Raw genomic sequence first — 13413 nt, 5'->3', positions numbered from 1 at the left:
GCCGCTGTTTCTTTTTTGGCAATGCAGGCTTTGGCTATCTACATTCAGGGGTCACATGGACGATGACCCAATTGTTTATGCGGCAAAGGATCACGTGTCCTGGGGAATATTCTCTTTGGCATTTGTAATCTACCTATCAGCGATAATTAGGCTGTAGTTATTTCGAATGGCACGGCCGGACCATGATTGCCAAATTAATAAAGGATCAGTCATATGAGTAGTTACATACCTTTAATTTTATCGGGCGTACTTTTAAATGCATTCGCACAGCTTTTTTTAAAAAAAGGGATGCTTAGCATTGGTCATTTCGAATTTGCCTTGGTTAACATTGTTCCTATTGCCTATAAAGCAGCACTCAACCCATTTATATTTCTGGGCTTGAGTTGTTACGTACTCAGTGTCGCATTGTGGATGCTGGTACTTTCACGGGTAGATGTCAGCTTTGCCTATCCTTTTTTGAGTGTGGGCTACGTTGTCACAGCAATTATTGGGTATGCGGTGTTTAATGAAGACCTATCATTATATCGTATTGGTGGGATCGTACTGATATGCCTTGGCGTAATTTTTGTGGCAAAAAGCTAGGAACAAATCTCGATGAAACACTTAACTATTGGCGGGGATGGATTGAAATGGTAAGTACGGTACCATTCGAACATACCGCTCTATTGAGGATTCCCACATGTGGCTGTTTCGAGCATCGATAGCTTTTCTACTGGCGCTTGCGATATTTGTCTATGGTTTTGCCGTTGCCTGGTACGGGATCGCGCCGCATGGCACCATAATCGAGATGGTTACTGTGACCAAATCCCTTCTAAAATTCGGCGCGGTTGTTCCCAAGAACCTGCTGGTTGACTCACCCGATGATTCGTCGCGTGAACAATTTTTCATTCATGTCCCCGAGTTGATGGTAGAGGGCTATTATGCATTTCTCGTCTGGGATGATCACAATGGTCGCAATTCGGCATGGCTTTACAATCACCATGGCGAACACCTACATACCTGGGCGCTGGATTACGATGCGCTTGATTCAGACGGTCCGCTGAACGGGGACGACGGGCCGCACGGATTCAATGTTCTCCGGGACGGGTCGATCATCGTCAATTTTGACAGAGGAGATGTGCTGGCACGGATCGACAGCTGCAGCAAACCGGCCTGGACCAAGCAGGGTGTCTATCACCACTCGCTGCAGGAGGCTGAAGACGGGAGTTACTGGACCTGGCGCGGCGAGGGGTCCGCCTACAGTCAATACCAGTACCTCGAGAATTTCGATCCTGAGAACGGTGCCACTATCAGGGCAATTGGCCTGGTCGAAGATGTAATACAGAAAATGGATGCCGCCTCTTCCGTTTTTCTGATCAGACCCGACTTCCAGTTTCAACGATTCGAGAAATATCCAGGCGCCCAGCATGATATTTTTCACCCAAATGACATCGATGTTCTTTACTCTGATCTCGCACCAATGTTCCCTGGCCTGGATGCCGGCGACCTGCTCATCAGCTTGAAGGCGATGAATCTTATAGCGATTCTTGATCCAAACGATCTCGTCGTTAAGTGGTCGAGCAATGGCCCCTGGAGGAAGCAACATGATCCCGATTTTACATCCGACGGGAAGATCTCCGTTTACAACAACAACAGTGGCCTCGGTCGGTCGGAAATCATCAAAATCGACCCGGGGACAGGGGAGATTACGAATGATTTGTTCGATGGCGAGTTGCGCTTCTACAGTGAAGCCATGGGCAAGCATCAGTACCTGCCCAACGGCAATGTGCTAATTGTAGTGCCCGAAGAGGGGCGCGTACTGGTCGCTTCTTCCCGGGGCCAAAAGGTCATGGAATTCAATAACATCTCGGCAAAGTCGGCGAAATACAACGGGCATGTCAAGAACGGTCTGTGGATGCCGATGGGCTATTTCGAGCATCTTCCCGAATGCTTGCAGTGAAGGCGATTAAGGAGTGCTTGCCGATGTCATCAACGGTGTGTCAATTGTTAACGGCATCAAACAACACGAACAATATCAACAGCGTCAGATCGCCGCCTGATGATCACCCGTCATACACAACTCTTGACGATAGCCCAATGTAAATGCGGTGTCCCGTTACTCGATATATGGATTTCTGGATACCAGATCAATTAATTGCGGGTCCTTTGATAGCCGTGCCAACCTTCTTATAACATCGTTAAAAGGCGTGTATCGTTGATTGAAGCGTTTTACAAAGTGGGTATGGACAGAGATTAGAGGCATATCATTCCGGTAAATTTTGTGATCCTTAATCCAAAACTCATTGACTACTTCTTGAGGATTAGTGCTTAGCCAGAGTTGCCACCAACCAAAATTATACTGATTTGGGAATTCAAACGCGTTAAATTGGTTAGGTGCCGAGTCTAAGGCTTGTTGTTCAAAGAACCCGGGGTCCTCTTTACTTTTTCTACGCCACCACTCTGTCACTGCATGGTGTTGGACAAACACAAATCCTGCGTTGAAAATACCAAAATCGTCAGTGTGTTGTGACGCAACGTAATGCGGCGATAGGCCAATGTTTTTATCGGGAACAGCGGGTACAGGATGTAAGAAAACGACATCTGCATCAACCAAAAGGGTGTTTCTTGTCTTGCTTAGGGCTAAATCAATAATCGTGCATTTTTCGAGCATGAAGTCTAACCAGATTCCTTGCTTCTCCATTCCTTGTCTATCTAGCCCGTGATAGCGATCCAATTGTGTGGATATGTGTATGTTTAAGTCGGGGAATGCATTCGATATTATTGTCTTCGTCGGAGTATCAGCTATCAAAAAAACGGGTACATCCGGCATGTGTATCTGGATACTTGATAACAATAAGTGTAGCTCGTCTACACTGGTTTCGGTTGATAGTGTGCTAATAGAACACAAGTCACATGCCGTCTCCGCAGGCCAGGGCTCGACTTTGTCTTTGCGATGATGCTGTTGAGCCGTGACATCAAGGCCTCGCCCAAAAAGCTGCCTTATATGGTATTGAAATGCTGGTTTGCGTAATCTGATTGCTCGATTTGCGGCGCGTAAGGAATTGTATAACCCGATGTTTTTTAAAACTTGTACCAATAGTCTTTTGACGCGAGAGCGCTTGGTGTGGGTGTTCAGCGAACCTTTTCCAATCTCGTTATCCATTTCTTAGTGCCGGTAAAGTGTTTGTTCTATGGAACATAGTTTGTGAGGGGGTAGGTGGTTGTGGATGGCGACTGTTGTTGCGATCCCATGTCTTGGTTTGAATGTCTCATTGCTGCTAATGATATGGAGCTCGGTATAGGACGAAGTATAGGAAAAATTAGCGCACCATTATCCTTATTCCCCCAAGAAAAGAAAGAGATCCACGTCGCAACCCAGTTCCGGGCCATCCGTTATCTGACTGATTTTCATCGACACGTGCGAAGTGGCTCCTTCCCGCCGGTCAGCCCTGCCAAATTTCAGCCACCCGGTATGCCAGCTGGCTACCTGCCGCTACTTTTGCTCGCAGCAATTTGTTGAGTTGGTTGAATCAAACTGATCTCGTCGGCTACCCAAACAAACCTATTTGGGGCGGTGCCCTGCCCTGCTCTCGGGTAATGGGTTGAATTCTGTTAATTCCGCTTTTCTCGGAAGGTCTGCAAGTATCTGCTTGATCACAGCAGGGTCTTCGATACTCGCAATCACTTTGTCGGCGCCACCGCGATACGATAGGTGATCGAATGCCCCAACAGCTGATACATCGACCCTCCAGGGTACCGTATCCGTAACCAGGTAACTTATTCTCCGCGCTATTCTTATTATTCGAAGCAGAGCAGAACCCACCCGATATAGCTACGCAAGCCCATCTAGCAAAGATTAGACGCTAGTCGCGGAAAAGGTGCCCATACTCTTCAGCGAGAAAAAGTGTAAATGCCTCGCGGCCGACGAGACCATTGAGGTGTGTTGTATCGCTGAACATGTCATTAGTCACGGCATCGATTTTCTGGAAGTTGCGCACGGTCACGCCGGTTTCATTCTCAATTCGTGTGATGACGGTGTTCAGTCGTTGCAACGCTTCCGGAGGATTCATAATCCAATCGTCGTTTTTCGGCAGCATGATGACCTCGATATTGTCGGAGACTTGCGCCAAAACTTTCACCATCTCGATAAATGCAGCAACCAGATCTTCATCGAAGTAGAGTTCTTCGATATCAGCCGTTCGGATCCTATGCAGTCGATCGATTGCCATCTGGTAGTCAGATTGCTTCAGTGAGAAATACTCAGAGAGTAGTGCTGTCAATTCCTCGGAGCGCTCTGATGGCAAAACACCTCCGCCCTTCCGATCGTAACACCAGTTACACTCTGCGAATTCCGGAAACTCCTCTTTAAACATCTGACGGCGCAAATCGCGGATTTCATCAAATCTTTCTTCGACTGCTTCATCTTCTTCCAGCCCGGGGTCGAGGTCGGCACGCGGCTGCGTAAACGGTCGTGAGAGAAAAAAGGTGGTGATTGCCTCTGCCGAAACTCCGTCGCGCAGGTATCGAATCTCGGCGATGCGTAAGCCAGAGGCGGGATCATCGAGAACCCGATCCACAATTTCCTCGCGGCTTGCCAGCAGGCTAATAAAGGTTTCTTCGACTGCAACCGCACGGTTACGACGCGTCTTCGTTGTCTGGAAAGGGTTGAACTCGATCAGCAGGAGCTTAAGGCGGCGATCACTTGCCTTGAAGTCGTCGACAATTCGACGCGCAATAAGCTCCTGGAACAAAGGATTCAAACAGCAGAAGCCAAAATTCCAGGACGAGGATTGGCCGCCTGAATCTGCGATGTGCTGGTCAAACTCACGCGGCCCGAATCCGGCAGCAATCAAAGACGAGCCATACACCATAACGAGGTCGCCCTCGTCCTCGACAAGTAATCTCTTCAGTCCTTCCTGAGCTTCGAGTACATGGCCCAGCCACAGCAGTCCCTGCGCGTTGACACCCAGCGCTTCAGTGAAGCCACGCACTATCCCCATTGCCACTCCCATGCCAATCAGGACGGTCAGAAAAATTCGCAGGAAAATTCGCCGGTGAGTCGGCAGCTGCTCAGAATTGGAAATAGATGAATTCACTGCTTGGCGCTCCAACGAAAAGACAAATAGCCTGCAACAACACTAGAACCGGCCAAAAGACCCACCTCTTTTGCTCGAACGCTTCGCCCTTGGCGATAACGAACCAGTCTTGCAGGTGCATATAGATGACTGCGAGCATCGTGATCGCAGTGACACGAATCGCGACCGAGCCCGCCTCGGGTAAATTGCCAAAGGTGTGCATGTTGCCGATGATATCGATAGCTGAATCGATAGAGTGTGCCCGGAACAAAACCCAACCGATCAATATCAGGTAAAAGGTGATTGCCCACTTCAGAATCTTCAGCAGCTTCGAATCTGAAACGATGAAGCCGGCAAATGTCTTGAGATTGCTGAGCCAGTGTGTCGCCATGATGATCACAGCATGGAAGAATCCCCAGGCGACAAAAGTCCAGGCAGCTCCATGCCACAGGCCGCCGAGCAACATCGTGATCATAACATTGCGCAATCGCTGATCGCGGCCACCGAGCGATATGTATAAGTAATCCCGCAACCAACTTGATAAAGAAATATGCCAGCGTCGCCAGAAGTCGATCGGCGAAATTGCAAAATAGGGTAAGTTGAAGTTACGCGGAATCTTAAAACCGATGATGAGTGCAGCGCCTATCGCCATATCGGTATAGCCGGCGAAGTCACCATAGATTTGACCGGCAAATGCCAACACACCTGTCCAGGTCTCGAGCAAGCTGACCGGCCCGTCCGCTTCGAACAGCACGGCCGCTGGACCCGCAAGCAGATCAGCAAAGGTCTTCTTGACGATGCCGGACGTAAACAGAAGGAAACCATGTCGCGCGCCGTCCCAGGTTGGCACGGGCAGCGAATGTAACTGCGGCAGTATTTGGCGAGCTCTGAGGATCGGACCGGCTACGAGCTGCGGGAAGAATGCGAGCGCCGTTGTGAAATTTACGAGCCCTTTGCGCGGCTCCATATCGCCGCGATAAACATCGATCGTGTAGCTCAAGCTTTGGAAGGTGTAGAATGAAATGCCTACAGGCAGCACCCAGGCCAGCGTCGGTAGTGAAACCTCAATACCGAACAGCAGCAGAAAATCGGCCACAGAGCTGAGAACGAAATCCGCGTACTTGAAGAGCGCAAGGATACCGAGGTTCATAGCCACGGAAAATGTCAGCAAAAGCTTCTTGCGCTGCAGCGTCGCGGCACCAGCAATCGCCAGCGCAAGGTAGTAGTCAATGACGGAGCTACCGACAAGCAACGGAATAAAGCGGTAATTCCAGGCGCCGTAAAACACGAGGCTCGCCACCAGGATGAAATACAGCCTGGGGCGCTTCTGAACCAGGATCAGCCCGTAGATCAGCAGGAATATAACGAAAAAGACGAAGAAAATCGGTGTATTGAAGACCATAGAACCTTCTTTTTGTTATTCCGTCAATTGTAATGAGCTTTAGTGACGGATATACCTGCGCACTGTTATTCCGATATAGGCATTACGCTCTGGCGCAGGTTGAAAATAGCGACCGCCAAACGCATTGATTCGGATATTGTCATTGTAATCCTCGTCGAACAGATTAGTGACTCCGATGAACGATCCCAATTCCCAGTCATCGTAAACGACACTATGCCCAAAGTGTAAGTTCGATACGGTACTAGATCCTACCCTGGTTTGATTGGCATTGTCGGCATACATCTCACCCGTGTAGGTAACGTCCCATTTTGCATAAAATCCCGAATCTCCAAACCAGGTAAGGTCTGCGTAAAGCACATCCTTTGGAATCCCAGGGCTGTGATTACCGTCAAATTCATCGCCATTTTCGTCGGTAAAGCGATCAAAAGTAAAATCTGAATAGGTGTAAGCCATCGATAGACTGAGTTGCTCCACGAGTTGAGCAGCATATGAAAGTTCCAGGCCATTGCGGCTGGATGAACCCGCATTTTCATAAAATGTTCGCCCGGGTTGAGCTGGCAGCTCGAACGGAGTCAATTCATTATCAACATCGATATGAAACAGAGCTGCCTCAAAACTGTAACTGGCGGATAAAGATTTAATGCCTATTTCGTAGTTAATCGATTCCTGTGCTTCAAGTGACTGGTTGAACCCACCGCCGTCAGGATTAGCGAACTCGGTGGTAGTCGGTGTTTCAAATGAGCTTGAGATGGTGGCGTATAGATGCGTGTCACTGCCGCGCCTGATGCTAATCCCTACCATTGGACTGACCTGATAGAAGTTAATTTTGCCTTAATCATCACCATCGGCTAGAAATTGGTCATTGACATCAAATCTTACCTCATTGTAGCGAATTCCAAAGGTGAACTCGGCGATATCGCTGAGTTTGGTTTCATTTTGTAAAAATACACCAAGTGATGTTACCAACTCGTCCTGCTCGAAAGTCTGCGCGCCGGTTACGCCCTGCAGGTTGTCAAAACGGCTTCGATCATCGTCCTGACGGTCATAATCTACTCCGAGCAGAATCCGATTAGGCTTGTCACCCAAGTCGTCTTCCACCGTATATTTAACACCGGTTCCATAAAATTCACGATCCAGTTTCACTATGCCACCGTTTTGAAAAGGAAGCTTGTTGTTGAAATCTCTATCCGTCTTGTAGACACGTGTCTCCAAATCGTGATCCTCGCTAAGACTGGTTTTATACAGTAGCCCGATTCGGGTTTGTTTTAATTCCTCGCCTGCGTCAAAGAGAAGGTTTTGTGCCCTAGCTTGTGTAGGATCGCTCGCGGCTTCTACGGCAGTAAGACCACCCGGATCATCGGCAGCAGGTTGATCGGTATGATGTATCGTGGTTAGTAAGCTGGAAGTAGCGGAGAGCGTAGCTTCAAGACGTGTGTTAATCTGGTTGTTTTCGAACTTACCATGATCTCGATAGCCATCGGTCGTAGTGGCCGAGAGATTCAGCAGGTAATTAAGCTTACCGGTGTCGCCGCCTGTTTTCACCTGTTGCTTTTTAAAATCGAAATCGCCAAATGTGGTGCGGGCTTCTGCAAAAGGTATCACCGTCCCTCGCTCGGATTCGATTAAAATCGCTCCACCTGAAGCATTCCCATATAGCGAAGATGACGGGCTACGAATCACGGTTATCTGACTGGCCGAACCAATGTCAATCCCATCCACTGATCCCTGCCCGTCCGGCAAGGTTTCGGGGATTCCATCAACGATAACCTTGATTCCGCGAATCCCAAAACTTGATCGTGCGCCGAATCCCCGGATAGATAGGCGTGAATCCTGAGCAAAGTTATATCGATTGAGCGCGAACAAACCGGGAACCCGTCCCAATGATTCATCCAGCCCAAGTTGCTCTGAACCGAGTTGAATTTCATCCTGGCCAATAACATTGATTGCCGCCGGTATTTCATTCGAGTTTTTTTCTACTCTGGTCGGAGTGATCACGATGGTCCCCAGGCCTGTGTCCTGAGCTACAGACGCTACCGAAACGAAACAAAGTCCTACGATTGCATTTTTTATTAATTTCATAGTTTCTATATGTGATCGACACTCAATACTTATAGCAATACCATTCACAGGATTAACTAAAATTACGTTCAATGACCGAAAAAGAACTAAGTACCTGCCTATCAATCAAAAAACTACGGTAATCCTCCAAAAAATAGAGGCGTTCATAAGCAGTTTTTTGCTTAATTGGGGGGCCTCAAAGAGAAAATCACGAACTTCCGATAACCAGGCAATCACTATCTTGAAACAGGTCGAGGCTAATACCCCGGCGTCCGACCTGTTCCGGGAACCTTGTATAATCGATGGTTGTAGCCGGTAGGGGCTGTGAGGATCGAGGCCGAATTTTCTTTATCTGCCGCGAACGCGTTATTCGAAGCTTGTAACCTATCATCACATGAAGAGGTCCACCGCAATTAACTCGTTTTGGCAATGTGTGTAATTTTATTAACTAGCGACTCAAAACCTTGCCTGACAAACAGGTCGTCACTAGGACAGATAATCAACCCAGAAAGCCACAACAACAAAATGCCAGCGCTGCATGATATAATTGAACTATAAAATATACAAATAACTGAACCAATACATTTTCGATTCAATCTCATCTGTTCAAAACTTCGCTGTACGTTGACTCTAGACATACACCAACCAAATACCGAGTATACGGCTGGGAGGAATTACCTCAAAACAGAGGCTGAAACTTGCTGCATAATAAAGCGGAATTACCTGTCCTCCGAAGGTCAATCAAGCAGATAAATCGCAGGACCTTAGTGCAGCCCGACTAACGCGAGTAACAACGTCATTGCCAAACATTGGAGATCCAACACTAATGAAAAAAATATTCACAGATAAGCATCCGACCTTAATCGCCATAATTTGGCCCATTATGGCCGCTGGAACTGCATTGCTTGTGTTGCGCTACCTGCACAACGGGCATTTATCGGTTTCTGACGACATTTTATTCCCTGCATTTTTGTTGCTTGGGTGCTATCTCGCGGCGTCAGTTGTCGTTTTTCTTGCGAAAATAACACGACTTAAGGGCTTGCTGTTCGGCCCGGCAGTATTTGCCGGCATGGCCTCGATTGTGTTGCTTGCAATTATTGTGTTTTCATTTCAATACTCCCGTCTCGATATTACCGTAGTTTTTTGCTTACTAGGCTTACTCAGCCTTATTTACTATATGTTGCCCAGTTTTCGAGGCATCTCCTTGATATTCTTGTTTGTTGCATCAATTGCCGTTGTACTCTATCCGCAAGTAAGAAGCACACCCCCATCATCAACACTCAAAAGTTCAGACTTTGTATTGAACGAATACAAGTCTCATTTGTATGATCTCGATATCAGGAAATACCAAAACCTGGTACCGCGATCGACGACACATAGTGCGATGGCAGCTATTGGGCGTCATAAAGATGTATACCTCCTGGTAATGTCAAATGGTGATATCTATTCGGTCAGAAACCTGGGTTCAGACAAAGCGATCGAAACTGTCCGCTGGAATATTCGTGTCCCTGTAAATCACAAAAAGTTTTATGCTGACGCGGGAACTTCGGCTTTCCTGCAATATTTTCGAACACTCGATGTATTGATCTTGAATAGCGATACATCGAGTCAAATGTTGGTCTCGCATCACTATTGGAATGAGAGTGAACAATGCGCAACTATGCGCGTTTCTTTTCTGAAGTTTTCAGATATCAGGGAGATTGAGTCTGGTAACGCTGTTTGGGAAGATCTGTTCGAAACAACCCCGTGTCTACTCTTACAACCAGAAGCATGGGCCTTTAGAGGCATGGAAGGCGGCGGAAGACTGGCCCTTTTGAATTCCGAAAATGTGCTGCTTACAGTTGGCGATCATGGTGTGAACGGTCACGACTACGATGAGAATTTTGTAGATGACCCGGGTGCTTCATACGGAAAAACACTGCGTATCGGTCTTAACAGCGGGGAGGCAGAAGTATTTACAACCGGGCATCGCAACCAGCAAGGGCTATATGTGGATCACAAGGGTAGTATTTGGTCGACTGAGCATGGACCACGAGGGGGAGACGAGTTGAATCTGCTTGAGGCCGGTCATTTATACGGCTGGCCGAGAATTACCTATGGTACTGACTATGGAAGTCTGACCTGGCCACTAGAAGCACCTAAAGATCAGAGCAAATACACACTTCCGGTCTTTTCATGGGTACCTGCTATTGGTGTTTCCAATCTCGCCGGCATAGGCGGAGAAACGCCATTTCCCTTTTGGAGAGATGATCTGATCATTAGCTCCCTGCTTTCTCAATCTCTGTATCGGACAAGAATTGAACAGGAGTCGATTCGTTACCTGGAGCCAATTCCAATTGGTGAGCGTATTCGTGATCTTCTGATTGATGAAAATGGAATAATATTGTGGACGGATTCCCGTAGTTTGATTCAAATACTTCCCGCCACTCAATGAACTCAATCGCTTTCGAAAATTAGGGTTCCAAATTAAGTGGTTTTTGTATGCCCCTATAGCGAACCTTTTACCAATGGCTTGGTATCGATAACCCCATCAAATTTATAGGGCGCGTCACAAAATCCGTCACTATTTTTGTCCTCACAGCCTTCCTCGGGTTCATCATAAGCGGAATACTCGTTGCCGCCGAAATCAAGCTGATATCGATTAACATCGGCAATGAGGTCACTGATAACCGCTATTTCCTCATCAACATATCGATTATAGAAGACAAGATTTTCTGTGGAACTGTGAAAATCCAGACCTTCAATACGATTTTTCTCAAAAAAGTTAGCAATAAAAATGTTGCCGTGGGAATTTTGCAATCGTATGCCGTCCCTCGTGTCGGTGGCATAGTTCCCAATGAACCGATTACCGTGGCTTGTACCTACATTAATGCCATGAAGACCGCTGTGGCTCACTCGATTGTCTTCGATCAGGTTGTAGTTACTTCCGCCCAACATGACCATAGCATTTATTTCACTTTGAGTTATGTCTATGTTGCGAATTTTCGCTAAGGTTGCATTTTGCATAAAAATACCTTGTTTATAACCTCGTATCTTGAGATCGTATACTTCGACACCTCGACTTCCTAAGATATGGATGGCTATCGAATTGCCATCGCCTTCCATTGTTTGGTTATTTCCGTCTAGCTTTACAAAACTGTCTTTAATATAGATCGAGTCACCTAAAGCCAGTGAATCCGTAAGCTTGCAAGTGGAAGTACCGTCTTCCCAGATGCCTATTTTCGCGCAGTCTCCTCCATTGTTGTCAGCAGTCAGAGTATATGTAGCGGATACAGAGAGGCGCTTGATCAATGACTTGACATCATTTCGAGCGATCTGCCCCCCCGTAGCCAGGTACGACGCATAGGCAGTAGCTAACAACACTAGGGGTAATGAGGCAATTACAACATTTTTTAGGAATTTATACATTTATATTAGTCTCTTTCTCGTTTATACAGGCAGGTGTTAATGTTGATTTCAATTTTTACAGTATTATGAAGGCCCACTTTCCAAGATTCTAACGACTCAATTTCCTTAGATTTACTCCAGTGCACAGGGCTCATGATGGACAAACAGTTATAGTCGCCCGAGCCATGTCCTGTGACCGGGCACCACTTCAAAGTAGTAGGAAAAAGCAATAAATTCTTGCACATCAGGAAACGTATGTTAAGTTTAGCGAGGATAGGACTTGGTTGGAGAGCTGCTTTTTGGTTAAATTCACTGAGCAGTCCTAAATCCAAATGGCAAAGCAAAATAACAAAATCCGAGAATTGTTCGCCGCCTAAACACGCGGGTTTAACATTTCCCGGCTGATAAAGGAATATCCTAAGAGTCAAGACTAATGAAAACACAAGATTATTTGAAGTCGATAGGCGTAATAGAGCTCCCCCACACACACGATACTGTTCGATCCTGGGTACGATGCCCATACTGTGGAAGAACACCCGCGACAGAGTTCACATTTTAAGGCCGGGTTTAAGATTCCAATGGTTGTAGAGCCTCTTGAAAATTCCTGATACTAGTACACCGGTCGTATTGCTGCATTGTGGGCTCGGTGGGTTGGCAGTGATGCGGAGTCTGGGGAAGCTTGGCGTCAAAGTGATTGGTGTGGCAGATCGCTTAGATACGGTGGCGACCCGCTCGCGATATTGCTTCAAATCGTATTTCCACAAACTCACCGAGATCGATCCGTCTGAGCTCACTAACTTTCTTGTCGAACTGTCACGAGATCTGGATTGCCGACCAATTTTGATCGCGATGAGTGATGAGATGGCGATTTACATTGCGGATAGTCATGAGGATCTCAGAGACTTCTATCTGATTGGACAATCTTGCGATTCGATTGTGGAGAATCTTGCAAATAAGAAAAGTATGTTTGAACTGGCAACACAATTTGGCTTGCCTGGACCTAATACCGTGTTGCCGACGGATTTAGACGATTTCATGGAGCAAATCAAGCAATTCACTTTCCCTGTCATGCTAAAGGGTGCAATGGGCAACAAGATGGCTCGACGAACAGGCAAGAATATGGTCGTGGCACATGATCGCGACGAACTCATTGCATTCTACCGCGAGTTAGAAGATCCAGATGAGCCAAACCTCATGATCCAGGAGCTGATACCAGGAGCAGATGATCAGGTTTACATATTCAATGGCTATTTCAACGAGAAATCAGAATGCCTGGTCGGCTTCACAGGCAGGAAGATCCGTCAATACCCAATTCATCTGGGCGCCGCATCACTGGGCGAGTGTTGCACTGTGGATGAAGTGGCGAATCTAACGACAACATTTCTCTCCAAGGTTGGCTACAAGGGAGTCGTTGATATTGGTTATCGAAAAGACCCGCGAGACGGAATTTTCAAGGTGCTTGATATTAACCCCCGGGTCGGCCAGGCATTTCGGATATTCGTAGCACATTCG

The 13413-nt window shown here is 47.1% G+C and carries 8 protein-coding genes and 1 pseudogene; 4 read left to right on the top strand and 5 right to left on the bottom strand.

The annotated features are described in order from the left end of the window. Positions 1-204 precede the first annotated feature (204 nt). Together OES20_17675 and OES20_17670 are read left to right on the top strand one after the other, a co-directional pair. Positions 205-582, top strand: a complete 378-nt coding sequence (locus OES20_17675; protein MDH3636525.1) for an SMR family transporter — start codon at positions 205-207, stop codon at positions 580-582. Positions 583-679: 97 nt separating this feature from the next. Further along, positions 680-1939, top strand: a complete 1260-nt coding sequence (locus OES20_17670) for an arylsulfotransferase family protein (protein MDH3636524.1) — start codon at positions 680-682, stop codon at positions 1937-1939. Positions 1940-2095: 156 nt separating this feature from the next. On the opposite strand, the gene OES20_17665 is transcribed toward OES20_17670, so the two are convergent. The 4 genes and pseudogenes from OES20_17665 to OES20_17650 form a co-directional block, all read right to left on the bottom strand. Beyond that, complete coding sequence (locus OES20_17665) at positions 2096-3142, bottom strand: hypothetical protein (GenBank protein MDH3636523.1); 1047 nt, start codon at positions 3140-3142, stop codon at positions 2096-2098. A gap of 700 nt (positions 3143-3842) precedes the next feature. Continuing rightward, positions 3843-5090 carry a hypothetical protein gene (locus OES20_17660; GenBank protein ID MDH3636522.1) on the bottom strand — a complete coding sequence of 416 codons (1248 nt, stop codon included), beginning with the start codon at positions 5088-5090 and terminating at the stop codon, positions 3843-3845. Further along, the gene (locus tag OES20_17655) at positions 5050-6456 is read right to left on the bottom strand and encodes an MBOAT family protein (GenBank protein MDH3636521.1); all 1407 of its coding nucleotides are present in this window, start codon (positions 6454-6456) and stop codon (positions 5050-5052) included. Before OES20_17655 ends, OES20_17660 begins: the two co-directional genes overlap by 41 nt. Positions 6457-6495: 39 nt before the next feature. Beyond that, positions 6496-8535, bottom strand: a pseudogene (locus OES20_17650) (TonB-dependent receptor). A gap of 805 nt (positions 8536-9340) precedes the next feature. Here OES20_17650 and OES20_17645 point away from each other — a divergent pair. Next, positions 9341-10948, top strand: a complete 1608-nt coding sequence (locus tag OES20_17645; protein MDH3636520.1) for a PQQ-dependent sugar dehydrogenase — start codon at positions 9341-9343, stop codon at positions 10946-10948. A 53-nt stretch (positions 10949-11001) separates the two neighbouring features. Here the strand turns inward: OES20_17645 and OES20_17640 are convergent, their stop codons facing one another. Then, positions 11002-11922: a right-handed parallel beta-helix repeat-containing protein gene (locus tag OES20_17640; protein MDH3636519.1), complete on the bottom strand. Its 921-nt coding sequence runs from the start codon at positions 11920-11922 to the stop codon at positions 11002-11004. Between the two features lie 573 nt (positions 11923-12495). Here OES20_17640 and OES20_17635 point away from each other — a divergent pair. Beyond that, positions 12496-13413, top strand: a 918-nt coding sequence (locus tag OES20_17635; GenBank protein MDH3636518.1) for a hypothetical protein, incomplete at its 3' end; no start/stop codon positions are given.

Source organism: Gammaproteobacteria bacterium (genome assembly GCA_029862005.1).
In the GTDB taxonomy this organism is placed as follows: Bacteria; Pseudomonadota; Gammaproteobacteria.
This window is presented reverse-complemented; position numbering and strand designations above follow the sequence as displayed.

Excerpts from the sequence above, each read along its gene's own strand:
- OES20_17655 (MDH3636521.1), bottom strand. The coding sequence starts at position 6,456 with ATGGTCTTCAATACACCGATTTTCTTCGTCTTTTTCGTTATATTCCTG.
- OES20_17645 (MDH3636520.1), top strand. The coding sequence starts at position 9,341 with ATGAAAAAAATATTCACAGATAAGCATCCGACCTTAATCGCCATAATT.
- OES20_17665 (MDH3636523.1), bottom strand. The coding sequence starts at position 3,142 with ATGGATAACGAGATTGGAAAAGGTTCGCTGAACACCCACACCAAGCGC.
- OES20_17670 (MDH3636524.1), top strand. The coding sequence starts at position 680 with ATGTGGCTGTTTCGAGCATCGATAGCTTTTCTACTGGCGCTTGCGATA.
- OES20_17640 (MDH3636519.1), bottom strand. The coding sequence starts at position 11,922 with ATGTATAAATTCCTAAAAAATGTTGTAATTGCCTCATTACCCCTAGTG.